This window comes from Nonomuraea cavernae (assembly GCF_040655715.1).
Lineage (GTDB): Bacteria > Actinomycetota > Actinomycetes > Streptosporangiales > Streptosporangiaceae > Nonomuraea > Nonomuraea cavernae_A.
Map to the genome: position 1 here is coordinate 17,424 of NZ_JBFAKL010000034.1, position 23,726 is coordinate 41,149.

The 23,726-nt window shown below is 70.4% G+C and carries 23 protein-coding genes; 11 read left to right on the forward strand and 12 right to left on the reverse strand.

The window, feature by feature from the left end; all coding sequences use genetic code 11:
• Positions 1-48: 48 nt before the first annotated feature.
• Positions 49-663: a VC0807 family protein gene (locus tag AB0I38_RS34965; RefSeq protein ID WP_358491027.1), complete on the forward strand. Its 615-nt coding sequence runs from the start codon at positions 49-51 to the stop codon at positions 661-663.
• 212 nt (positions 664-875) lie between these two features.
• The gene (locus AB0I38_RS34970) at positions 876-1,280 is read left to right on the forward strand and encodes a DoxX family protein (RefSeq protein ID WP_358491031.1); all 405 of its coding nucleotides are present in this window, start codon (positions 876-878) and stop codon (positions 1,278-1,280) included.
• Positions 1,281-1,390: 110 nt separating this feature from the next.
• Here the strand turns inward: AB0I38_RS34970 and AB0I38_RS34975 are convergent, their stop codons facing one another.
• The 3 genes from AB0I38_RS34975 to AB0I38_RS34985 form a co-directional block, all read right to left on the reverse strand.
• Positions 1,391-1,873 carry a DUF1801 domain-containing protein gene (locus AB0I38_RS34975; protein WP_358491035.1) on the reverse strand — a complete coding sequence of 161 codons (483 nt, stop codon included), beginning with the start codon at positions 1,871-1,873 and terminating at the stop codon, positions 1,391-1,393.
• 113 nt (positions 1,874-1,986) lie between these two features.
• On the reverse strand, positions 1,987-2,280 hold the full coding sequence (locus tag AB0I38_RS34980) for a hypothetical protein (protein ID WP_358491040.1): 294 nt from the start codon (positions 2,278-2,280) through the stop codon (positions 1,987-1,989).
• Positions 2,277-2,768, reverse strand: coding sequence for a hypothetical protein (locus AB0I38_RS34985; protein ID WP_358491045.1), 492 nt, complete (start codon positions 2,766-2,768; stop codon positions 2,277-2,279). The genes AB0I38_RS34980 and AB0I38_RS34985 overlap by 4 nt, the downstream gene beginning before the upstream one ends.
• Before the next feature lie 599 nt (positions 2,769-3,367).
• Here AB0I38_RS34985 and AB0I38_RS34990 point away from each other — a divergent pair.
• The 8 genes from AB0I38_RS34990 (at position 3,368) to AB0I38_RS35025 (ending at position 12,981) form a co-directional block, all read left to right on the forward strand.
• A complete protein-coding gene (locus tag AB0I38_RS34990; protein WP_358491049.1) occupies positions 3,368-3,985 on the forward strand; it encodes a DedA family protein in 618 nt (205 codons plus the stop codon).
• A gap of 36 nt (positions 3,986-4,021) precedes the next feature.
• Positions 4,022-4,822, forward strand: a complete 801-nt coding sequence (locus AB0I38_RS34995; RefSeq protein WP_358491053.1) for a DMT family transporter — start codon at positions 4,022-4,024, stop codon at positions 4,820-4,822.
• A gap of 82 nt (positions 4,823-4,904) precedes the next feature.
• Positions 4,905-6,119 (forward strand): glycosyltransferase, encoded by a 1,215-nt coding sequence (locus AB0I38_RS35000; RefSeq protein WP_358491059.1) that lies wholly within the window; start codon positions 4,905-4,907, stop codon positions 6,117-6,119.
• Positions 6,116-6,787: a DUF998 domain-containing protein gene (locus AB0I38_RS35005; protein ID WP_358491064.1), complete on the forward strand. Its 672-nt coding sequence runs from the start codon at positions 6,116-6,118 to the stop codon at positions 6,785-6,787. Before AB0I38_RS35000 ends, AB0I38_RS35005 begins: the two co-directional genes overlap by 4 nt.
• 46 nt (positions 6,788-6,833) lie before the next feature.
• A complete protein-coding gene (locus tag AB0I38_RS40450; RefSeq protein WP_436838808.1) occupies positions 6,834-7,835 on the forward strand; it encodes a hypothetical protein in 1,002 nt (333 codons plus the stop codon).
• The gene (locus AB0I38_RS35015; RefSeq protein ID WP_358491068.1) at positions 7,832-8,578 is read left to right on the forward strand and encodes an isocitrate lyase/PEP mutase family protein; all 747 of its coding nucleotides are present in this window, start codon (positions 7,832-7,834) and stop codon (positions 8,576-8,578) included. Before AB0I38_RS40450 ends, AB0I38_RS35015 begins: the two co-directional genes overlap by 4 nt.
• Positions 8,579-8,585: 7 nt before the next feature.
• Positions 8,586-11,435 (forward strand): AfsR/SARP family transcriptional regulator, encoded by a 2,850-nt coding sequence (locus AB0I38_RS35020; RefSeq protein ID WP_358491074.1) that lies wholly within the window; start codon positions 8,586-8,588, stop codon positions 11,433-11,435.
• A 34-nt stretch (positions 11,436-11,469) separates the two neighbouring features.
• Positions 11,470-12,981 carry an MFS transporter gene (locus AB0I38_RS35025; protein ID WP_358491077.1) on the forward strand — a complete coding sequence of 504 codons (1,512 nt, stop codon included), beginning with the start codon at positions 11,470-11,472 and terminating at the stop codon, positions 12,979-12,981.
• Here AB0I38_RS35025 and AB0I38_RS35030 read toward each other — a convergent pair.
• The 8 genes from AB0I38_RS35030 to AB0I38_RS35065 all read right to left on the reverse strand — a co-directional run bounded on the left by AB0I38_RS35030 (position 12,944) and on the right by AB0I38_RS35065 (position 22,266).
• Positions 12,944-14,167 carry an MFS transporter gene (locus tag AB0I38_RS35030; protein WP_358491080.1) on the reverse strand — a complete coding sequence of 408 codons (1,224 nt, stop codon included), beginning with the start codon at positions 14,165-14,167 and terminating at the stop codon, positions 12,944-12,946. The genes AB0I38_RS35025 and AB0I38_RS35030 overlap by 38 nt on opposite strands.
• A 171-nt stretch (positions 14,168-14,338) precedes the next feature.
• Positions 14,339-15,211: an alpha/beta hydrolase gene (locus tag AB0I38_RS35035; protein WP_358491085.1), complete on the reverse strand. Its 873-nt coding sequence runs from the start codon at positions 15,209-15,211 to the stop codon at positions 14,339-14,341.
• Between the two features lie 52 nt (positions 15,212-15,263).
• On the reverse strand, positions 15,264-16,658 hold the full coding sequence (locus AB0I38_RS35040) for an NAD(P)/FAD-dependent oxidoreductase (RefSeq protein WP_358491090.1): 1,395 nt from the start codon (positions 16,656-16,658) through the stop codon (positions 15,264-15,266).
• Between the two features lie 201 nt (positions 16,659-16,859).
• Entirely contained in the window at positions 16,860-17,651 is a 792-nt protein-coding gene (locus AB0I38_RS35045) for an ABC transporter permease (RefSeq protein WP_358491094.1), read from the reverse strand.
• Positions 17,648-18,499, reverse strand: a complete 852-nt coding sequence (locus AB0I38_RS35050) for an ABC transporter permease (protein ID WP_358491103.1) — start codon at positions 18,497-18,499, stop codon at positions 17,648-17,650. The genes AB0I38_RS35045 and AB0I38_RS35050 overlap by 4 nt, the downstream gene beginning before the upstream one ends.
• A 3-nt stretch (positions 18,500-18,502) precedes the next feature.
• Positions 18,503-19,732 (reverse strand): polyamine ABC transporter substrate-binding protein, encoded by a 1,230-nt coding sequence (locus AB0I38_RS35055; protein ID WP_358491108.1) that lies wholly within the window; start codon positions 19,730-19,732, stop codon positions 18,503-18,505.
• Between the two features lie 9 nt (positions 19,733-19,741).
• A complete protein-coding gene (locus AB0I38_RS35060; RefSeq protein ID WP_358491114.1) occupies positions 19,742-20,809 on the reverse strand; it encodes an ABC transporter ATP-binding protein in 1,068 nt (355 codons plus the stop codon).
• Between the two features lie 23 nt (positions 20,810-20,832).
• Positions 20,833-22,266: a gamma-aminobutyraldehyde dehydrogenase gene (locus AB0I38_RS35065; RefSeq protein WP_358491119.1), complete on the reverse strand. Its 1,434-nt coding sequence runs from the start codon at positions 22,264-22,266 to the stop codon at positions 20,833-20,835.
• Positions 22,267-22,533: 267 nt separating this feature from the next.
• Here AB0I38_RS35065 and AB0I38_RS35070 point away from each other — a divergent pair, with 267 nt between their 5' ends.
• Positions 22,534-23,031, forward strand: coding sequence for an Lrp/AsnC family transcriptional regulator (locus tag AB0I38_RS35070; protein ID WP_358491123.1), 498 nt, complete (start codon positions 22,534-22,536; stop codon positions 23,029-23,031).
• Here AB0I38_RS35070 and AB0I38_RS35075 read toward each other — a convergent pair.
• Positions 23,010-23,726 (reverse strand): cyclase family protein, encoded by a 717-nt coding sequence (locus AB0I38_RS35075; protein WP_358491126.1) that lies wholly within the window; start codon positions 23,724-23,726, stop codon positions 23,010-23,012. The genes AB0I38_RS35070 and AB0I38_RS35075 overlap by 22 nt on opposite strands.

Genomic DNA, 23,726 nt, shown 5'->3' on the forward strand with positions numbered 1-23,726 from the left:
GTCGCCGGTCATCGACCTATCTGCGGAGTAGCCTTGAACCATGCCCCGGTGGCCCTGCCACGCCTCAGCACGCTCGCGCGTCAGGCGATCCCCCGGCTGCTCGAAGGAGTGGTGGCGCCGCTCGCCGTCTTCTACGTGGCCCTCGCGGTGCTGGGTCTCACCGGTGCGCTGATCGCGGCCGTCTCCTGGGTCTACCTGGGGGTGGCGTGGCGGCTGATCAAAGGAATCCGGGTGCCGGCCACGATGATCCTGGCCGCGATCGCGATCACCGCCCGGGCGGCCGTGGGGTTCTGGACCGGGAGCTGGGTGGTCTACTTCATCCAGCCCGAGCTCGGCACGATCTGCATCAGCATGGCGTTCCTGGCCTCGGTGCGGCTGAACCGGCCGCTCGTGCAGAAGCTCACGCTCGACTACATCCACCTGCCGTCGGCGGTGCTCCGGCACGAGCGGGTACGCAGATTCTTCGCCAGGATCACGCTGCTGTGGGCGTTCGTGCTGCTGGCCAACTCGACGGTGAGCATCTGGCTGGCCCTGCACCAGTCGCTCGGCACCTTCATGCTGCTGCGGACGTCAGCCGTGGCCGTGATCAGCGGGCTCGCGATCACCTTCTCGATCTTCGCCTTCAAGCGACTGCTGCGCCGCCTGCACGTGGCCCACGCCTGAGCGCTGGATCAGCCCCCCCAGGTGCCGAAGACCTCGGCGCCCCGACCGGTCGGTCGGCGCGGGTCGGATCGATCAAGAATCGAGAAGCGCGGACCGACAGGCTCGCAATAACTTGACGAGTGCGCCGCATCAGGACAAGCAAAACGCCTGTCCGAGCGCAAGCGGCAGCGCATGTGGCCATGGAGATCAAGTCGGCAAGGAGTCAATGCGATATGGCGAGCAAGCACAAGATCATCTACTGGCTTTCCACTGTTGGGCTCGCATCGGGATTGACCGGCTCCGGGGTTCAGCAATTGTTGAGGACGGAAGGCGAAGGGGCGTTGGCGCCGCCCTATGCATGGGGCATCGTGGAGCTGGGATACCCCACCTATATTCTGACGATACTCGGCTTATGGAAACTCTTGGGGGCGGTAGCGATTCTTCTCCCCAAATACCCGCTACTCAAGGAATGGGCATATGCGGGCCTCTTCTTCCTGCTCACGGGAGGGATGTTCTCGCATATCGCCTCAGGCGACGCCTGGTATCAGCTGCTTCCGGCGCTCTTTCTTCTAGCGCTCACGATAGTGTCATGGCATTTCAGGCCAGTGGACAGAAGGCTGCTGACGCGAAAGCCCTGAGCTTGGCTCCATAGCGGGAATTCTCTCGAAGGAACCGTCCTCTGGTCCGCGCTGATAGTGCCGGGCTGGGACGGGTTCGGGGCCGGCCGCCGACAAGGCGGCCGGGAACCTCAGCTCACCGCCTTCTTCACCAGGTCCCTGATCTTCGCCTCGCCGGCTTCGCTCAGCTCCGTCAGGGCGTAAGACGTCGGCCACATGCCGTCGTCGTCGTCGAGGTTCGCCTGCACGCTGAAGCCGAACGAGGAGTAGCGCTGCTTGTCCACGTTGCCGCTGCGGAAGAAGCACACCGGCTTTCCCTCTTTGCAGTAGGCGGGCTGGCCGTACCAGAGTTTCGGCGCCAGGTCCGGAGCGGCGGTCATGACGATGGCGTGGACGCGTTCGGCCAGCTCGCGATCCGGTGGCGCCATCTCGGCGATCTTGGCGAGCACGTCTCGTTCATCTGCTGCCGCCTTGTCCGCGCTCCTGCTCCGGCGAGCATCCGCCCTCAGCTCCGCGGCACGCTCTTTGATGGCGGTCCGCTCTCCCTCGGAGAAGCCCTCGCCAGAGGCCTTGCTCCGCTTGTTCTTCTCACTGGCTTTCGATTCAGCGCTCATCGTACGTTCTGCTCCTTTGTCGGTTGTCGTGGTCATCTTCCGCACAGTCCGTCCGGGGTCGGTCCAAGGCGCGGAACGTACTCCGGATCGGACAGGTGCATGACTGGCGGGGCTCAGTGCGTCACTCGCCACAGGAAGCCGTCCGGATCCGTGAAGTAGCCGGAACGTCCGTCCGCGGCGGTGGCCGTGACGCGGCCGCCAGCGGCGGCAGCAGCCGTCAGGAGGGCGTCGACTTCCGTATGGGACTCGGCGGTGTGGGTGAGGACCATCGCCGGGAAGCCGTCGCCTTCCTTGGTGGTGCCCGCGTCTCTCGCGAGGACTCCGCGTTCCATCAGGCAGAGCCTGGCGGCCGCCTTGGCTGGGAGGAAGTCGATGTACTTGTTGCCGTAGTCCCGGTCGGTCGTCATGCCCAGGGCTTCGTAGAAGACCTTGGACGCCTTCGGCGCGGAGACGCCGAGGATGACGGTGGTCTCGGTCGGCAACGGAGCTTCCGCTGCGCGTCCGGTGTCCTTGTTGGTGGCCTCACCAGTTTCCAGATGGCGCCGTCCGGTGCCCGGAACACCCCTGAGAACGAACCGAACAGGGCCTTCTTCGCGGGCTTGAGAACCTCCGCGCCGCTGCGGACGGCGGCGTCCATCAGGATCTTGACCTCGGTGGGCTGGTTGACGGTGTAGGTCAGCAGGTAGCCGCGGAACCCGGAGGTCGCCGGTGCCGCGCCCACGCCGGCGGCGAGGTTCGCCATCTCGGACAGTTCGAGTTGCCCGGTGCCGTGCAGGTCGAGGCTCACCGAGTCACCGTCGTCGGCGATGGCGGGTGAGAACGCGGTGGCGTAGAACCCGCGCGCGGCCCGCACCTCGGGCGCCCCGAGGGTGATGACGTCGAGCTTGAGGACCATAGGTGACTCCTTACCGGGAGTGTCGCGGTAGCAGGGGGTCGTCATGCGGGAGGACGCTGGAGTGAACGGTGATGTGCATGCGGGCAACGCTAGGTGCGGTGTGGAGGGCCACGCTTCTCGATTCTTGACCGGTGTGGCACCTGCTTCAGCACATTCCTTAACGTCCATGCATCGTCGAGGTACGTCGGCGTCATAGCCGGTCCACCGTCCGGCATCCCGCTGCCAGGCCGTCGCCACCGGGCGGCTGTCCTGCCCGCGATCCCCTCGGCGGTCAGCTCGCCGGGGTGTCTCCCCGCATATGTCCGCACATCCTCGCGCGACTGCTCCGCGAGGTGGAGGTGGGGCGAGATCCTCTACCGCGGTAGGGCCAGCCCCACCACGAATGCGGATACGTGCACTCCTGTGTTCAGCCGTCCCAGGCGGTTTGATCGAACATGTCACCGGCGTTCGCGACGCCGGCCCTGACGAGGGTTCAGGGGGCGGGAGCCCTGATCTCTCTCGGGGATGGATCCCGCGTTCGATCGGGGGTGTCCCCGATGTCGTACGGGTCGCGCGCAGACAGGCTTTACATACTGCCCCGACGATCGGAGTTCTCGCTTATGTCGCACGCCGTCCTGGACCTGGTCCAGCAGGCGATGTCGTCACCCTGGCTGTACGTGGCGTTGTTCGCGCTGGCCCTGCTCGACGGGTTCTTTCCGGTCGTGCCCGCCGAGACGGCCGTGATCACCGCCGGGGTGTTCGCGGCGTCCGGGGAGACGAATCTGGCGCTGGTGATGCTCGTGTCCGCCCTCGGCGCGTTCGCGGGTGACCACGTCTCCTACCTGCTGGGCTACCGGTCGGCGGGCAGGCTGCGCGAGCGCGGGCCGTTCGTCTGGGCGCGGAAAGCACTGGCCGTGCGGGGCGGGCAGGTCCTCGTGGTCGCCCGCTACATCCCGGGCGGGCGCACCGCCACCACCCTGACCATGGGCGCCGTCGAGTATCCGCTGCGCTCGTTCACCTTCTTCGACGCGATCGCCGCCTCCTCGTGGGCGGTGTACTCCGGCCTGATCGGGTTCTTCGGCGGGATGGCCTTCGAGAACGACCCCCTCAAGGGGCTGCTGCTCGGCCTCGGCGTCGCGCTGTCCGTCACGGGGGTCGTCGAGGCCGTGCGCTGGATCCGGCGCCGACGCGCCATCCAGGCTTCCCCGGAGCGCCTCCCGGCGGACACGTCCGTTTGACCCTGCCCGGTAACCATCCAGCTGAGAGGAGTCGGGATGACTGCGCTGGCCGCGGTGATCGCACTGGTCGGTTCGCTGTTCTTCGCGCTCGGGGCTGCCCTGCAGCAGCACGAGGCGGCCGGCACCACGGCCGGGCTGCGTGCGCTGCTGCGCAAGCCGCGCTGGCTGATCGGCGGAGCGTCCATCCTGACCGGCGGCGGCCTGCACATCGTCGCTCTCGGGCTGGGCCCGCTGACCGTCGTGCAGCCCATGGGCGTGGCCAGCCTCCTCTTCGCGCTGCCCATCGCGGCCGCGCTGCACGGCCGCAGGCCCTCGCGCCGTGAGCTGGCCGCGGCCGGCGTGGTGGCGGCCGGGCTGATCGGCCTGGTCCTGCTGGTGCCCGAGTCGGACGGGCCGACCCACCTCGGCCCGTCCGGGGTGGTCACGCTGCTGGCCGTCTCCGGCGCCGCGTCGGTGCTGCTGTGGGCCGGCTCGAAGATCGCCTCCGCGGCGGGCCGGGCCGCGCTGCTGGCCACCGGCTCGGGCGTGCTCTACGGCGCCACCGCCACGCTCGTGCGGGTGCTGGTGGACGGCACCTGGAACTGGTGGTACCTGCTGGCCCTGCCGGTGCCCGCGCTGCTGGCGCTGGCGATGCTGCAGCGGGCCTACGCCGTCGGCCACTTCGGCGTCTCGTTCGCCTCGCTGCAGATCGCCGACCCGCTCACCGCGGTCGCGTTCGGCGCGCTGCTGCTCGGCGAGCCGCTGCCGACGGGTGTCATCCCGGTCGCCGCAGCGGCGCTGGCCGCGGCGGGGACCGTCGCGCTGGCCAGGACCACCCCGCTGGAGGCTCGCCACTGACCAGCCCGATCACGTCCCCCCTTCCTCGTGACCCGCGCTCCGGCCCCCGGCCGGCCGGCGCCTCCCAACTGGAGTCCTCCCCATGGCCATGCCCCTGCACAGCACCGTCGCCGACGTCCCCGACCTCGCCCCCGTCCCCTCACGCCCGCGCCGGGTGCTGATCTCCACCGACACCTATCCGCCCGACGTGAACGGCGCCGCCTACTTCACCCACCGCCTGGCCACGGGCCTGGCCGGCCGCGGCAACGAGGTGCACGTCATCTGCCAGTCGGACGAGGGACCGGCCACCACCGAGGTGGTCGACGACGTGATCGTGCACCGGCTGCGCTCGGCTCCGCTGCTCGTCCACCCCACCATGCGGGTCGCGGTCCCGACCCGGCTGGACCGTCTGGTGTCGGCCATCGCCCCTGACGTGCTGCACGCCCAGGGCCACTTCGTGGTCGGCCGGGCCGCCATCGCCGCCGCCCGCCGCCGCGGGGTGCCGGTGGTGGCCACCAACCACTTCATGCCGGACAACCTCTTCCAGTTCGGACACATCCCCGACCGGCTGAGGGAACGGGCCGGCCGGCTGGCCTGGCGCGACTTCAGCCGGATCTTCAGCCGCGCCGACCGCGTCACCACGCCCACGCCACTGGCCGCCAAGCTGCTCGGCGACAAGGGCTTCACCCGCGAGGTGGAGCCGGTCTCCTGCGGCATCGACCTGGCCCGGTTCCGCCCGCACGCCGAACCCAAGGCGTGGGCGCGCAAGCTGTTCGGGCTGCCCGACCGCCCCACCGTGCTGTTCGTCGGCCGGCTCGACGAGGAGAAGCGCCTCACCGAGCTGCTGCGCGCACTGCCGTACGTGCTCAACGACACCGACGCCCAGGTCGCGATCGTCGGGCAGGGCGGTCAGCGGGCGGAGCTGGAACGGCTGGCCGGACGGATCGGGATCGGCGAGCGGGTGTCCTTCCTCGGTTTCGTGGCCGACGAGAACATGCCCCAGGCGTTCGCCGCGGCCGACGTCTTCGCCATGCCGGGGGTGGCCGAGCTGCAGAGCATCGCCACCCTGGAGGCCATGGCCAGCGGCCTGCCGGTGGTCGCGGCCGACGCGATGGCGCTGCCGCACCTGGTGAACGGCAACGGCTATCTGTTCGAGCCCGGCGACGTCATGGGGCTGGCCGGTCACCTCACCGCCATCCTGACCGACGACGAGCTGCGCGCCCGTCTCGGCCGGGCCAGCCGCGAGCTCGCCCTGACGCACGACCACCAGACCTCACTCGCCCGGTTCGAGCAAATCTACGACGAGGTGACGCGATGACCCCCAGAGGCACCACCTGGGCCACCGTGCTCAGCGCCCTGGCCGCCACGGCCTGCCTCACCTACACGGAGGTGACGCTGCCCGGACAGACGCTGATCAGCGACTACGCCCTCGTCCCCGGTGGCATGACGCCCGTGCTGATCGGCATGCTGGCCCTCGCGGCCGCCTGCCTGTTCCTGGCGTACGGCTTGGCGGCCCGCGAGGCCGCCCGCACCGCCGCCACCCGGGTGCTGCTGCTGGCCACCGCGGCGGGTCTGATGCTGAGCGCCCTCTTCCCCACCGATCCCGCCTTCTCGGAGGTCAACTCGCTGGGCGGGGAGATCCACCGGTGGTCCGCCGCCGTCGTCTTCACCGCGCTGCCCGTCGCCGGGTGGACGCTGGCCAGGGCGCGCGAGGTCCTGCCGCGCTGGAACCTGGTCAGGGCCGTCAGCCTGACGTCCGGGCTGACGCTGGCCGCCTACCTGGCCGCGCATCCGGGCTCGTTCGTCTCGTCCCTGATCAACGGGGGCGCCTACTACGGGCTGCTCGAACGCGGTCTCGTGCTGTCGGAGATCGGGCTGATCGTGGTCATGGCGTTGACGTCCGCGCGTGCCCGGCCCGTCGCTGCCGCCGCCGTCGCCGAGCCCGGCCGGCGGAGCGAGCGCTCTGAGCGTCGTCTCGCCGCCTGACATGCTTCGACGGGGGACGAAGGGATCCCGGCCTAGCGTGGGCCGCATGGTCATCACACGTCACGACGAGGCCGTCGCGATCCTCTCCGACCCTCGTTACGTGCCGCCGCCCGTGCGCCGGGGGGCTGCGCCGTACACGCTGGGCTGGCTGCGGGAGCGGGTCTCCAGGTTCAGCAGCGGGCAGGTGCACGCGGAGCGGCGGCGGGCGCTGGTCGAACGGCTGGCCGCGGTCGACCCGGCCGCGCTGAGACGGGCCGCCCGCGACGCGACCCTGGCACGCGGCGGATCCTGGGAGGGGGTTCCCACGGCCGTGCTCGCCGCGGCGCTCGGGGTTCCCGTCCCCGTGCCGCTGGTCGAGGCCGTGGCGGCCGGCTACCTGTCCGGCGAGGAGAGTCCCGCCGCGGACGCCGCGGTCGCCTCGCTGCTCTCCCTCCTCACCACCGACCACCACGCCGCCGACCTCCACGCCGCCGGCGCCGCCGACGCTGCCGACGTGAGCGACGTGAGCGACGACAGCGACCAGCATTACGGCGACGGCGTTGCCGTGCTGACGATCCTGCTCCAGGCGCACGCCGCCACGGAGGGACTGATCCGCAACGCCCTGGCCCACGCCTCCGCCGGAAGCGGCGCGCCCGAGCACGATCACCGCGGAAATCACCGGCGCCAGGAGCCCGCCTCCGGGCCGGTGGACTGGGGCGTCGGCGGACTGCTGCACGAGACGTTGCGGCATGATCCGCCGCTCCAGGTCACACGCAGGGTCGACCGGGTGACCGGGGACGAGGTGGTGATCGACTTGGTGGCCGCGAACCGGGATCCCGGGGTGTTCGCCGATCCTGGGCGGTTCGACGGCTCGCGGGGGCCGACGCCGCACCTGACGTTCGGCGCCGGGGTACGGCCCTGTCCCGGCTCGGCGCACGCGTTGGCGCTGGCGGCCGGAGTGCTCGACGTCCGGCTGCGTGCCAGTTCGGAGGGAGCCGGGATCCACACGGCCGGGATCCACACGGCCGAAGTCGATGCGGCCGAAGTCGATGGATCGGAGGAGTTGTGAGATTTCGTGACCTGCATCGGCCAGGCGATCCGCTGCTGCTGCCCAACGCCTGGGACTACGGTTCGGCGGCGGTGCTGGCGGCCCACGGGTTCGCGGCGATCGGGACCACGAGTCTCGGCGTGGCCGCCGTGCACGGCAAGCCCGACGCGGCGGGCGCCACGAAGGCCGAGACGATCGAGCTGGCCGGGAAGCTCACGGGCCTCGGCGTGCCGATCACCGTGGACGTCGAGGGCGGCTTCAGCGACGACCCGGCCGAGGTGTCCGACCTGGTCGCGACGCTGGCCGCGCTGGGTGTGGCGGGCGTCAACCTGGAGGACGGCCGCCCTGACGGCACGCTGCGCCCGATCGAGACCCAGCGCGAGATCATCGGGGGCGCGCTGGGCCACGGCGTGTTCGTCAACGCCCGTACGGACACGTGCTGGCTGGGGACCGGCGACACTCGGGAGCGGGTGAGCGCGTACGGGCACGCCGACGGCGTCTTCGTGCCCGGTCTGACCGATCTGAAGGAGATCGCCGGGGTGGTGGAGAGCACGTCGCTGCCGGTCAACGTGCTGTACCAGCCGGACGGGCCGACGCTGGCGGAGCTGGCCGGCGCCGGGGTGGCCAGGGTGAGCACCGGGTCGCTGTTGTACCGGGCCTCGCTGCGGGGCGCGCTGACCGCCGTGCTCGCCGTACAGGGTGGGGCTGCGCCACCGATAGCGACCTATGGCGAGATCGCCGCGATCCTGCCTCAGCCACGATAATCGGGACATGCGCTTCGAAATCCTTGGCCCGGCCAAGGTCCTGGGCGACGACGGCGAGCCGGTCTCGCTCGGCGGTCCCCGGGTGCGCGGGCTGCTCACCCTGCTGGCGCTCGACGCGGGGCGCGTCGTCGGCGCGGAGCACCTCGTCGACCACCTGTACGGCGAGCGGCCACCCGAGGGCGTGGCCAACGCGCTGCAGTCGCAGGTGTCGCGGTTGCGCAGGGCGCTGGGCAGGGACCGGGTCGAGTTCCACCCGGCGGGCTACCGGTTGGCGGCCGACCCGGAGGACGTCGACGCGCGGCGGTTCGAACGGCTGGCGGGCGAGGGCCGGCGGGCACTGGCCGCGGGCGAGGCCCGGCACGCGGCCGCGCTGTTGCGTGAGGCGCTGGCATTGTGGCGCGGCCGCCCGCTGACCGATGCTCCGCTCGCCGAGGCGGCCGCGGCCGGGCTGGCGGAGCTGCGCCTGGCCGCCACGGAGGACCGGGTCCAGGCCGATCTGGAGCTGGGCCGCCATCGCGAGCTGGTGGCCGAGCTGCGGCAGCTGGCCGCCGCCCACCCGTTGCGCGAGCGGCTGCGCGCTCAGCTGATGCGCGCCCTCTACGGCAGCGGCCGCCAGGCCGAGGCACTGACCGTCTACCAGGAGGCCAGGCGCCTCCTGGACGAGGAGCTGGGCCTCAAGCCGGGCGCCGAGCTGTCGGCCGCCCATCTGGCGGTGCTCAGGGCCGATCCGGCACTGGGCACGGGTGGGGCCGTGGCCGGAGGCGATCGGGCACCGAGCGCCGCGGCCGGCGTGTCCAGGCAGGGCCTGCGCGCCCAGCTCACCAGCTTCGTGGGCCGCTCCGAGGAGCTGGGCCAGGTCGACGCCCGGCTGCGCGGGGACAGGCTGGTCACGCTGATCGGCGCGGGCGGTGCCGGCAAGACGCGGCTGGCCATGGAGGCGGCCGAGCGGGCCGACGGCGACGTGTGCGTGGTGCCGCTGGCACCCGTCACCGACGACGCGGACGTGCCGAAGGCCGCGCTGGCCTCGCTCGACCTGCATGACGCGCTGCTCTCGGGCGCCGAGCGTCCGCCGGTCGACCCGGTCGCCCGCCTGACGGCCGCGCTCGCCGGCCGCGAGCTGCTGCTGGTCCTGGACAACTGTGAGCACGTCGTGGCCGCCGCCGCGGAGCTGGCCGACCGGTTGCTGGCCGCCTGCCCGGGGCTGCGGGTGCTGGCGACCAGCCGCGAGGCGCTCGGCATCACCGGCGAGTCGATCCTGCCGGTGGCGCCGCTGCGGCTGCCGCCGTCCGGCGCCCCGAATCCGCTCGACTACCCGGCCGTGAGACTGTTCGCCGACCGGGCCGCCGCCGTGCGGCCGGGGTTCGCGGTCGGCGAGGACAACGCCGACCGGGTGGTGAGCATCTGCCGGGCGCTCGACGGGCTGCCGCTGGCCATCGAGCTGGCCGCGGCCCGGCTGCGCACGCTGACCCTGGCCGACGTGGCCGACCGGCTGGATGACAGGTTCCGGCTGCTGGCCCGTGGCAGCCGCACCGCACTCCCCCGTCACCAGACGCTGCGGGCGGTCGTGGCGTGGAGCTGGGACCTGCTCGACGAGAGCGAGCAGCGGCTGGCCGCCCGGCTGACCGTGTTCGTCAACGGCGCGACGCCCGCCGCGGCGGAGCGGGTCTGCGGGCTGCCGGAGGAGACCTTGTTCGCGCTGGCGGAGAAGTCACTGGTCGAGGTGGTCGACGGCCGCTACCGGATGCTGGAGACGATCCGCGCGTACTGCGCCGAACGGCTGGTCGAGGCGGACGAGACGGACGCGATGCGCGAGGCTCATGCCGTCCACTACGCGGAGCTGGTGGCCGAGGCCGATTCTCACCTGCGCCGGAGCGAGCAGATGGAGTGGCTGGCCCTGCTCGACGACGAGAGCGACGACGTGATCGCGGCCGTACGGTGGACGGCGCAGTCGGGCCGCGGCGAGCTCGGCCTGCGGCTGCTGGCCAACGCCGCCTGCTACTGGTGGATGCGGGGGCACCGGCAGGCCAGTGCCCGCCTGGCCCACGAGCTGCTGGCCACGATGCCGCTCGGCGCCCCCGAGGGTCTGGAGGAGGAGTACACGCTGTCCGTGCTGGTCGCCGCCTGGAGCGGCGAGCCGGACGACGCGCTGCGCGGGCCCCTGGACGGCCTGCGGCGCGCCTCCCCTCTGGACTACATGCCCGGGAAGTTGGAGTTCCTGACGATGATGCGGTCGATGTTCACCGGGCCGCCCGGTGACATCGAGGTCGTGCTGGCGCTGTTCAAGAGCTCGGGCGAGTTCCTGCCGCCGTGGCAGCGGGCGCTGAGCGCGTGCGGGATGGCCTTCATGCTGCAGGATGCCGGCCAGCCCGAGGAGGCCAGATCCGAGTTCGAGCGGGCGCTGGCCATCTTCAGGGAGCTCGGCGAGCGGTGGGGCATCACGCTGGTGCTGGCGGGACTCGGCGACCTGGCCTTCGAGCAAGGCGACTACGCCACCTCGCACGCCCTGGCCGAGCAGATGCTGGAGGTGTCACGGGAGCTCGGCTCGCTGCCCGACATGGCGGAAAGCCTGTGCCGCGGCGCCGACGCGGTCAGCCGCATGGGTGACCTGGCCGCCGCGCGGGCCGGCTACCTGCGGGCCGCGGAGCTGTCGCGGCGGGCAGGCTCGGGCGACACGATGGCGTGGGCGCAGGTGGGGCTGGGGGAGGTGGCGATGCTGCACCATGATGTCGAACAGGCGCGTGCCAGCCTGGCGCAGGCCGAGGCCGACTGCCCCGACGGCTGGTACAGCGTGCACAGCATCCGCGAGCGCATCCGCGACGGGCGGGAGGCGCTCGCGCGGCTCGTCAGCGAACGGTAGGCGATCGGTCAGCGGCCCCGCCGAGGGTGGCGGCATGAAGAACAAATGGGCCAGTCTGGTCATCGCCTGCCTGGCCACACTGCTGCTCTCCCTCGACCTCACCGTCCTGCATCTCGCGCTGCCGATGCTGGTCGGCGACCTCGGCGCCAGCGCCACGCAGTTGCTCTGGATCGGCGACGTGTACGGCTTCGCGGTCGCGGGCCTGCTCATCACGATGGGCAACCTCGGCGACCGGATCGGCCGCAAGCGCCTGCTGCTCATCGGCGCGGTCGCGTTCAGCGCCGCCTCGGTGGTGACCGCGTACGCCCCCAGCGCCGAGCTGCTCATCGCCGCCCGGGTGCTGCTCGGCGTCGCCGGCGCGATGATCATGCCGTCGACCCTGTCGATCCTGCGCAACGTCTTCACCGATCCCGGCGAACGGACGGCCGCGATCGGCATCTGGAGCGGGATGAACGCCGCCGGGTTCGCCCTGGGCCCGGTCGTCGGCGGCCTGCTGCTCGACCACTTCTGGTGGGGCTCGGTCTTCCTGATCAACCTGCCGATCATGGCGCTGGTCCTGGTCGGCGGCATCCTGGTGCTGCCGGAGTCGCGCAACCCCGACGCCGGCGGCATCGACCTGCCGAGCGTGGCGCTCTCCTTCACCGGCATCGTGGCGGTCATCTACGCGATCAAGGAGGCCGCGCACGACGGGCTGGGGCAGGGCGACGTGCAGGTGGCGGGCGTGCTGGGGGTGGCCTGCCTGGCGTACTTCCTGTGGCGGCAGACCCGGCTCACCGATCCGCTCATCGACGTACGGCTCTTCAGGCGCCGGGCGTTCAGCGCGTCGATCGGCACCAACCTGCTGGCGATCTTCACGATGATGGCCATGTCGCTGATCTTCGCCTGGTACTTCCAGCTCGTGCTCGGCTGGTCGCCGCTGCAGGCCGGGCTCGCGGGCCTGCCGGGCGGCCTCAGCGGGGCGGTCGGTGGGTTCGTGGCGGCCAAGCTGATCGGCTTCATCGGCCGGAACGGCGTCGTGGCACTCGGCCTGACCATGAACGCCGGCTCGTTCCTCTGGTACAGCACCCTCGGGCTGGAGGTCGACTATCTCGTCCTGCTCATCCCCATGATCATCGGTGGTATGGGGATCGGCTTCGCCTTCACCGTCAACAATGACACCATCCTCGCCACGGTGCCGAAGGAGCGCGCGGGCGCGGCCGCCGCGGTGTCGGAGACCTCGTTCGAGCTGGGTGGCTCGCTCGGCATCGCGATCCTGGGCACGGTGCTGAACAGCACCTACAGCGCCGGCCTGCGGGTGCCTGCGGGCATCCCCGGCGAGGCGGCGCGGGAGTCCATCGCCGGGGCGATGCACGTGGCCGCGAGCCTGCCTCCCGAGCAGGGCGCGCCACTCATCCACGCGGCACGGGTGGCGTTCGTCGAGGGGGTGCACGTCACCGGGCTCAGCGCGGCGGCGATGCTGGTCGTGGTGGCGGTGCTCGCGTTCGTCGGGCTGCGCGGCGTGCCCAAGGTCATCCCGGAAGAGGTGCCGGCTCGGGCGCACGCGTGACGGCCGGCGGCCCGGCCCGCAGGCTGCGCCGCCGGGCCAGCACCAGGAGCGCCGCCAGGCCGGTGAGCAGGGGCGGCACCACGAAGGCCAGGGACGGACCGAACCGGTCGACCAGTTGCCCGGCGACCGAGGCGCCGGTGGCGATGCCCAGCCCGATGGCGCCGCCCAGCCAGGTGAACGACTCGGTGCGGACCTCCTCGGGGACGAGGCCGTCGATGATGGTGTAGCCGGTGATCACCACCGGGGCGATGACCAGACCGGCCAAGGCGGCCGTGCCGTACAGGAGGGGGATGGTCCCGGCGAAGGTGAGGGTGCTGGTGGCGGCCGCGAGCAGGGCGAGGCCCGCCGTGAGCCTGGCCGTGGCGGAGATCCGCCAGGGGATGGCGCCGTACAGCAGGCCGCCGAGCACGCTGGCGCCCGAGAAGGTGCCGTAGATCGCGCCCGCCGAGGCGGGCGCGCCGAGCGCGGCGGTGAGCGAGGTGACGCCCACCTGGAGGCTGCCGAAGACCGAGCCCATCGCCAGGAAGGCGGTCGCCAGTGGCATCACGCCGCGCAGCCGGAGCACTCCCCCGGCCGAGCCGGCGCGGACCGGCCTCGGCTCGGGCCTGCCGGTCCGGACGCCCGCGAACACGGCGGTGCCCACGACGACCAGCACCAGGGCCACGAGCAGCGCGACGACCGGCGAGTATCCGGTGGACAGCAGCACGAGCAGCACGGGGGCCAGTGTGAACATCAGCTCGTCGGTGATGGACTCGACCGCGAACGCGGTGTTCAGCTGAGCCGTGCCGCCCAGCCGGTGCGCCCAGCGGGCTCTGACCATCGCCCCCACCTGCGGCACCGAGGCTCCGGCCAGCGCCGCGGTGACCACGAGCAGCGGGATGGGCGCCTGGGCGGTGGCCAGCGCCAGCAGCGTGCCGAGGGCGAGGCCGTGCAGGACGAGCTGCGGCACCAGCAGCCTGGCCTGGCCGTGCCGGTCGGCCAGGCGTCCGGTCTGCGGTCCGACGATCGCCTGCGAGACCGCGGCGGCCGCGGCGGCGACGCCGGCCGCGCCGTACGAGCCGGTGGCCCACTCCACCAGGAGCAGGATGCCGAGCTGCAGCATCGCGAACGGCAGTCGCGCCACGAGCGCGGGCAGCAGGAAGCGCCACGCGCCGGGGGTGGCCAGCACGTTCAGGTAGGACTTCAAGGGTCTCCGTCCAGGTCAAGACGGAGCCTTCCCGGAGGAGCGCACCCGTCAGGTGGGCTTCGACCGGGGTGATACCGACACAGGTCGGCCGCCGAGCGGTCTATCAATGCGTTCGAGCCATCAAACGCGACAAAAGCCTATTTTATTGCAAAACCGACCGGCCATTGCCCGTCACAGGTGCTCGCGCAGGAAGCCTGCGGTCGCCTCGACCGCCTGGGTGACGTACGGCTCGGCGTCGTAGAGGTCGGTGTGCCGCTTGGCGTCGATCCAGACGATCCGCTTCGGCTCGTCCAGCCGCCGGTACGCCTCCTCGGCGCCCTCCGGAGAGCAGAACCGGTCGATCACGCCGTGCACGATCAGCGCCGGTCTGGGTGACAGGAAGTCGGCGCCCATCATGTTGTCCAAAGTGATCAGCTCGCGCAGGCCGGCCCGGGTGACCTCGTTCGCCCAGTGCGGGGAGGCGCCGCGCTCGGTGCCGTAGTAGGCGTACGGCTCGTCGCCCGGCATGGCGGCCTCTCCCTCCTCGGCCACGGCGCGAACGTACTCGACCGGGCCGCCCTGGTCCTGGCGCTCCAGCACCTCGCCGAGATCGGCCAGCGCGGCCTGGTAGTCCATGCCGGCCCGCATCGTGTAGGGGTTGTTGTAGGCCCCGGCGATGCCGGCGAACACCTTCACCCGAGGCTCGAAAGCCGCAAATTTCAGGGCATATCCGGCGCCCAGGCAGATCCCGACGATCCCGATCCGCTCCCCGTCGACCTCCGGCCGTGACCGCAGGAACGACACCGCGGCCCGCAGGTCGTGCAGCTTGCCCTGCGGATCCTCGTGCCGTCGCGGCTCGCCGCCCGACTCACCCCAGTTGCGATGGTCGAAGGCCAGGGTGACGTAACCCTCCCCGGTCAGCCGCTCGGCGTACAGCCCGCAGACCTGGTCGCGCACTCCCGTGAACGGCCCGGTGAACACCAGCGCCGGACGCGGCCCCGCTCCCTCGGGCAGGCGCAGGTCGCCGGCCAGCGTGACCCCGCCGGCCTCGAAGTCGATTCTCATGCCATCAGTCTGAAGGCCGCGGCGGCCGGGCGTGGCCCGGCCGCCGCGCCCGTCAGGAGTCGAACCCCAGCCCCATCCGGTCGAGCGTGCGCAGCCAGAGGTTGCGCCTGCCCTGGTGCCGGTCGGCCTGGGCGATCGACCACCGGGTGAACTGGATCACCCCGGACCGCACCGGCTCCGGCGGGAACGGGACCGGCTTCTCCTTCACCATGCGCAGCTCGGTGCGCTCCGTACGCTCGCCCGCGAGCAGGTCGAGCATCACGTTGGCGCCGAACCGGGTGGCGCCCACGCCCATGCCGGTGTAGCCGACCGCGTAGGCCAGGCGCCCGCCGTGCGCCTGGCCGTAGAAGGCGCTGAACCGGCTGCAGGTGTCGATCACGCCGCCCCAGCGGTGCGTGAACCGCACCTCCGCCAGTTGCGGGAACGTGGTGGCGAAGTGCTCGGCCAGCTTGACGAAGGTCTCGTCGCGCTGGTCGTACTCGGGCTTGACCAGGCCGCCGTTGTAGTAGACGGCGTCGTAGCCGCCCCACAGCACGCGGTTGTCGTCGGTCAGCCGGTAGTAGTGGAACTGGTTGGCCGCGTCGCCGACGCCCTGCCGGTTGCGCCAGCCCACCTCGTCGAGCTGCCCCTGCGACAGCGGCTCCGTCATCAGCGCGTAGTCGTACACCGGCACCACGAAGTGCTTGAGCCGGCGCAGCAGCGGCGGGAACACCCCGGTGGCCAGGGCCACCCGGCGGCCGGTGGCCACGCCGTGCGGGGTGCGCAGGCTGATCGTCGTGCCGTCGTCGGCCATCGAGCGGACCGGGCTGCGCTCGTAGACCCGTACGCCGAGCCGCAGGCACACCTCGCGCAGCCCCCACGCCAGGCGGGCCGGGTCGACCATGGCGCAGCCGCGGCGATCCCAGAAGCCGCCGAGGTAGGTCGGCGAGTCGATCTCGGCCCGGAGCTGGTCGCGGTCCAGCGGCACATGGTCGAGGCCCAGCTCGGAGACGACGTCGAGGTGCTCGTGCAGCGCCTCCAGTTGCCAGGGCTCGGTGGCGACGTTGAGCTCGCCGGTGCGTTCGAACGAGCAGTCGACGCCGTAGCGCTGGAGGGTCCGCTCGATCTCGTCGAGGTTCTCGACGCCCATGCGTTCGAGCCGGTCGATCTCGTCCGGCCAGCGCTCCAGCCCGTTGAGCAGCCCGTGGGTGAGGGTCGCCATGCAGAACCCGCCGTTGCGGCCGGAGGCCGCCCAGCCGATGCGGCGTCCTTCGAGCAGGACGACGTCCTGCGAGGGGTCACGTTCCTTGGCCATCAGGGCGGCCCACAGCCCCGAGAAGCCTCCGCCGACGACGACCAGGTCGGCGTCGGTGTCGCCGTCGAGCCGCGGTCGCGGCTCGGGCCTGGCCGGATTGTCCAGCCAGTACGGCTTGCGCTCCGCGTCAGCAAGAGCCTTCAGCGGATCCACAAATCCCACTTCCCTACGAAATATATGATCTTAAAATTGCGGGATCTTCTCAGAATGGTGATCACGCGCGGGTTCCCCCCGCCGAGCTCCGATCTCGCCTCCCTGTTCTTTTTCGGAGAACTGTTTCTCTACCGGAGAACCGTTTCTGTAGCGGAGAACGCCGATCCCCCCGCCATCGCGAGGGGATCACGACGCATGGTCTCAGGTGCGGCGGCGAGCCGCGACCGCGTTGCCGATCGCGATGAGCACGCCCAGGCCGAAGATCAACGTACCCATGACGTTGACCTGCGGCGGGATGCCCGTCTTCACCGACCCGACGATCCACAGCGGGAAGGTGAGGGTCGAGCCGTTGACGAAGCTGGTGACCACGTAGTCGTCGATCGACAACGCGAACGCCAGCATCGCGCCCGCCAGCACGCCCGGCAGGATGGCCGGCAGCGTGACCTGCCTGAACGTTCCCCACGTGGTCGCCCCGAGGTCCCTGGCCGCCTCCTCCATCGACGGGTCGAGCGTGACGACCCGCGCCCGCACGGTGACCGTGACGAAGGAGAGCGAGAACAGCACGTGCGCGATCGTGATGGTGATGGCGTCACGCGGCAGGTTGGCCGAGACGAACAGCGACAGCAGCGACGCGCCCATGACCAGTTCGGGGGTGGAGATGGCGGCGAAGACCAGGAAGTTGGTCGCCCCCTGCCCCCGGAAGCGGTGCTTGCCGAGCGCCAGCCCCAGCATGGTGCCGATCACGACCGTGATGATCGTGCTGATCAACGCGATGTAGATCGAGTTGCGCAGCGCCGTGGTCAGGTCGGAGATCTCGAAGAGCTGCTGGTACCACTTGAGGGTGAAGCCGTGCCAGCTGGTGTTGGACTTGCTCGGCGTGTCGTTGAAGCCGAACATGATCATGACCGCGATCGGCGAGGACAGCCAGATGATCACCAGCCAGGTGTAGACGTGCAGCAGCCGGTCGCCGACCCTGCCGCCTCTGCTCCTCATCGGGCCGCCGCCTCAAGGACGTTCTCGGTGCCGAGTGCCTTGGCGTAGACGAAGATCCCCACCAGCAGCATGGCCATGAGCGTGAACGACAGCGCCGAGGCCGTCGGGTAGTCGAGGTTGGTCAGATACTCGGTCTGGATGATGTTGCCGATCATGGTGTTGCCCGTGCCGCCGAGCACCTGGGCGTTGACCGGGTCGGCCGTGGCGGGCACGAACGTCATCAGCACTCCGGCGAACACCCCCGGCAGCGACAGCGGGAGCACCACCCGGCGGAAGGCCGCCGCCCGCGAGGCGTACAGGTCCTGGGCCGCCTCCACGGTCCGCGGATCGACCCGCTCCAGCGAGACGTAGATCGGCAGGATCATGAACGGCAGCCAGTTGTAGGTCAGCCCGGCGACCACGGCGAACGTGGTGGCCAGCACGTGGAAGCCGGTGGGCAGCAGGCCCCAGCTCTTCAGCGTGCCGAGCAGGATCCCGTCGTCGGACAGCAGGAACCCCCACGAGATGGTCCGCAGCACGAACGACACGAAGAACGGCAGCAGCAGCAGGAACAGGTAGACCGACTTGCGGCGGCCACCCTTGAAGGCGATCCAGTAGGCCACCGGATAGCCGATCAGCAGCATCGCCACCGTCGCGAGCGCGCCGTACCCGAGTGAGCGGAAGAGCTGCGGACTGTACGTGCTCAGCGCGTCGGCGTAGTTGGAGAAGCTGAACGTCATCGCGAAGCCGTCGATGGCGTTGCCGGTCTGCAGCGACACCGAGGCCATCGCGGCCAGCGGCACCACCAGGAAGATCGACAGCCACATCCAGCTCGGCAGTGCCAGGAGGTAGGGGGTCAGGCGCCGCATCGGCTAGGCCTGCGTGATCGACTGGAAGATCGGGTTGAAGACCTGCTCCTGCGCCGTGGTGAGCGGCGTGTAGCTGCGCAGCTTGGCGTAGTCGGCCTCGGTCGGGAACACCAGGGGGCTGGCGACCAGGGCCTCAAGGGCCTTCTTGTCCTCGCCCTCGGCCGTCGCGAGCTTCTCCTTGAGCAGGTCCTGCACCGCCGGGACCGGCGTGACGAACTGGACGAACTCATCGAGCTCGGCGGCGACGGCCGGCTGGTAGAGGTAGTCCATGAGGATGAGCGCGTCAACGGGGTTGGCGGCGCCCTTGGGGATGAGCATGTTGTCGGTCCAGATCGTGCCGCCCTCCTGGGGCACCACGAACTTGACCGGCTCACCGGCGAGCTGGCGCTGGAAGACGTCGCCCGACCAGGCCATGGTCAGCCAGACGTCGCCCTTGGAAACGGCATCAATGTACGATTGATCGTAATATTTCCGCACGATTCCGTTGTCGCGCTGGGCCTTGAGCTTCTCCCCGGCCTTCTGCCAGTCGGCCTCGGTGGACTTCTCCGGGTCGATGCCGAGGGCGAACATCCCGAAGTTGGCGATCTCCTGGGCATCGGCCATCATGCCGACCCGGCCCTTGTACTTCGGATCGAAGAGGGCCTCGATGCTGGTGATGTCGTCCTTGACGTACTTGGTGTTGTACGCGATGCCCGTTATCCCGGACATGTAGGGAAGCGTGTAGGTGTTGCCCGGGTCGTACGACCGCTCCTTGTACTTGGCGCCCGCGTTGGCCGCGAAGTTCGGCAGCTGCGAGTGGTCGAGCGCCGTCGCGTAGCCCAGCTCGAACATGTGCTGGAGCTGCACGCCGTTGGTCATCACGACGATGTCGTAGCCCAGCGACTGCCCGGCCCGGAGCACCGGGTCGGCCTTGCCGAAGAACTCGGCGTTCTCGTTGATGACCTCCTTGTACTCGTAGGAGATCCCGGTGGCCTTGGCGAAGGCCTCCAGCGGAGCCTTGTCCTCGGGCATGTACTCCGGCCAGTTGGCGAACACCACCTTGCCGTGCTTGGTCTGCTTCGACCAGAAGTCCTTGACCGCGTCTGCCTTGGGCGGCGCCGCCTTCTGGCCCTGGACGCCGCAGGCGGCCAGAGCGAGGGCCGCGGCCGACAGGCCGGCGATCCGGAACGCCTCACGACGAGTACGGGGCTGGGTGACGCCCCTGAGCAGGGCGGGGTTGTGCAGAGGATCCATGAGGTGCTGTCAACTTCCTATCGCGTATGAGTGCCGCGCCTGCCACGACAGCCAGACGGAGTCGCCCCGCTCCGCGGTGGTCGTCGAGTCGTGCGCGTTCTGCTGGAACACCGTGACCTCGGCCCCGTCCGCGAGACTCACGGCGTAGCTGTTGTAGGTCCCCAGGTAGACCACCTCGGCCACGGTCCCCGGAACGACGCTCACGTCGCCGCCGGGCTTGTCGGTGGAGATCGTGATCTTCTCCGGCCGGACGGTCACCGTGACCGGGCCGTCCAGGTCCGGCACCAGGACCTTGCCGCCGCCGAGCTCCAGCGTGCCGCCGGTCGCGGTGCCGGCCAGCAGATTGGAGGTGCCGATGAAACCCGCGACGAACGCCGTGGCCGGGCGCTCGTAGATCTCGCGGGGCCCGGCGAGCTGCTCGACCAGGCCGTCGTTCATGACGGCGATCCGGTCGCTCATCGTCAGCGCCTCGCTCTGGTCGTGCGTGACGTACACGAAGGTGATGCCGACCTCGCGCTGGATCCGCTTCAGCTCGATCTGCATCGCCTGGCGGAGCTTGAGGTCGAGCGCGCCGAGCGGTTCGTCGAGCAGGAGCGCCCGCGGCCGGTTGACCAGGGCGCGGGCCAGCGCGACCCGCTGCTGCTGGCCGCCCGACATCTCGCGGGGCCGGCGCTTCTCCCGGCCGACGAGGTCGACGATCTCCAGGATCTCGCCGACCCGCTGCTTGATCTCGGCCTGCGGCGTCTTCCGCTGCTTGAGGCCGAACGCCACGTTGTCCCAGACGCTCATGTGCGGGAACAGCGCGTAGGACTGGAAGACCATGTTGACGTCGCGCTTGTTCGGCGGCACGTTCGTGACGTCCTGGCCGTGCAGCCTGACCACGCCCTTCGAGGGCTCCTCGAAGCCGGCGATCATCCGCATCGTCGTGGTCTTGCCGCACCCGGACGGGCCGAGGAGGGAGAAGAACTCCCCCTCGGCGATGTCCAGGGTGATGCCCTTCACCGCCTGGACGACCTCACCGTGCGAGAGGTACTCCTTGACGACGCCCTCGAGCGCTATCGCATTCAGTTCGGTCATTTCCAGGAACTGTCCTTCGCGAGTTATTCGCCGATGTAGTGCATGACGTGCTTGACCCGGGTGTAGTCATGCAGACCGAACACCGAGAGGTCCTTGCCGTAGCCCGAGTGCTTGAATCCGCCGTGCGGCATCTCCGAGACGAACGGGATGTGTGTGTTGACCCAGACCACGCCGAAGTCGAGCCGGTTGGACATCCGCATGGCGCGGCCGTGGTCAGAGGTCCAGACCGAGCCGCTCAGGCCGTACTTGACGTCGTTGGCCTTGGCCAGCGCGTCGGCCTCGTCGGTGAACGTCTGGACGGTGATGACGGGGCCGAAGACCTCGTTCTGCACCATCTCGTCGTCCTGCTTCAGGCCGTCGACGACGGTGGGGGCGAAGAAGTAGCCCTTGTCGCCGACCCGGTGGCCGCCGGTGAGCACCTTGGCGTGCGCCGGAGCCCGGTCGATGAAGCCCTGGACCCTGGTCAGCTGGTTCTCGTTGTTGAGCGGGCCGTACAGGGCGTCCTCGTTGGACAGGTCGCCGGTCACGGTGCCGGCGGCGGCCTCGGTGAGCGCGGCGACGAACTCGTCGTGGACGCTCTCCTGCACGAGCACGCGGCAGGCGGCGGTGCAGTCCTGGCCGGCGTTGTAGAGGCCGGCGGTGGCGATGTCCGCGGCGGCCCTGCCCAGGTCCTTGACGTCCTCGAAGACCACGACGGGCGCCTTGCCGCCGAGCTCCAGGTGGACCCGCTTGAGGTCGTCGGCGGCGCTCTTGGCGACCGACATGCCCGCGCCGACCGAGCCGGTGATCGCCACCATCGCGGCCGTCGGGTGGCTCACGACCAGCGCGCCGGACTCGCGGTCGCCGGTGACGACGTTGAAGACGCCGGGGGGCAGCACGCTGCCGACGATCTCGGCCAGCTTGAGCGTGGAGGCCGGGGTGGTGTCGGACGGCTTGAGCACGATCGTGTTGCCCGCGGCCAGGGCCGGGGCGATCTTCCAGACCGCCATCATCATCGGGTAGTTCCACGGCGTGACCTGGCCGATCACGCCGACCGGCTCGTGCCGGATGACGCTGGTGTGCTCGGCGAGGAACTCCCCGGCCGTCGGCCCCTCCAGCGTGCGGGCGGCGCCGGCGAAGAAGCGGAAGTGGTCGGAGGCGACAGGGGTCTCGTCCTCGGCCATCCGGGCGCGCGGCTTGCCGGTGTTGAGGCACTCGGCCTCGTTGATCTCGTCGGCCCGCGCGTCGATCGCGTCGGCGACCTTGAGCAGCAGGTTGGCCCGCTCACCCGGGGTGGTACGTCCCCATGACTCGAACGCGGCGGCCGCGGCGGCGTAGGCGGCGTCGATGTCCTCGGCTCCGGAGATCGGGGCCTGGAGGTAGACCTCGCCGGTGCAGGGATCGACGACGTCGGAGTATCGGCCGCTCCTGGCGTCCACGAGCTCACCGTTGATGAAGTTCTGCAGACGGGTGGTCATGCGCCCTCCTTCATCGGTCGCATGACCGAGGTGCTGTATCTATCGATGACCTCGGCAAGCTCGGTCATGGATGACCTCCTCGTGAGGTGGCTGAGTTGTGGCGACTCTGACAGAGTGTTTGCATCTAGACAAGGGATTTCGTGGTGAATATACCAAATTGCTACGAAATCGCTTGACAGACTGTTGAGAGCTGACAGCATGTCGCACCAGGACGGCAGTGCAGCGGGAACCTTCCCGTAATGCTGGACCGCTAGGAGGAGCCCCACGATGTCGACGCCGCCGCGCGTACGCCGAAGCAGCGACGCGGTCCCCGGACCGGCGGTCGTGCTGGACGAGCTGTCCAAGCAGATCATCGAGCAACTCCAGAGCGACGGACGGATGCCCTACGCGGCGATCGGCAAGGCCGTCGGCCTCTCCGAGGCGGCGGTCCGGCAGCGGGTCCAGCGGTTACAGGACGCCGGGGTCATGCAGATCGTCGCCGTCACCGACCCGCTCACCCTCGGCTTCCCACGGCAGGCGATGATCGGCGTCAACTGCGAGGGCAACCTGGAGACGGTGGCCGACGAACTGGCCGCCATCGACGAGATCGACTACGTCGTGCTCACGGCCGGCTCGTTCGACCTGATCGTCGAGGTGGTCTGCGAGGGCGACCGGCATCTGCTGGAGATCCTCAGCAAGATCCGCGACATCCCCGCCGTCCGAGCGACCGAGTCGTTCGTCTACCTGAAGCTGCGCAAGCAGACCTACTCCTGGGGCACCCGCTGAGCCTGGCCCGTCAACCGGGCCACCGCGCGCACGGGCGCGCCGTCGGCACCGCCGAGCCGGATCGGCAGCATCGACACCTCCACTGACAGGCCGTCCGCCTGCGCGCGGAGCAGGCGGTCGAGACCGGTCAGGTTCTCGGCGATGACGGCGTGGGCGCCGCACAGCACGCGATGCGCCGGAAGGTCCGGCGCCGGAGTGGGGTCGACGCTCAGCGCGTCGATCCCCACGGTCCGCACGCCCCTCCCGACCAGGAGCGCGGCCGCCTCCTCGGTCAGGTACGGGTGCGCCAGGTAGGCGTCGGTGCCCCAGTGCGCCGACCAGCCGGTGGCCACCAGCACGATCGAGGCGGCCCGCACCTGCCCGGACACCTCTCCGGACACCTGCCCGGACACCTCCTCGAACACCTCCTCGAACACCGACGGCCCGATGGCCGAACGCGGCTCCAGCCCGCGAGCGTCCACCACCACGGCCGGGCCCACGAAGCGCTCCAGCGGGAGCTCGTCGAGCGTGGGCAACGCGTCGTCGATGTGGAACGGCGCGTCGACGTGCGTGCCCGACTGGGAGCCCAGGTGCAGGCCCAGCACGTTGACGCCGTCCCGCGCGACGGTGAGCGCGGACCCGATCGTGACCTCGGGATCCCCGGGGTAGACGGGCATCCCGGTCACGATCGGCACCGACAGATCGATGAGCTCCAT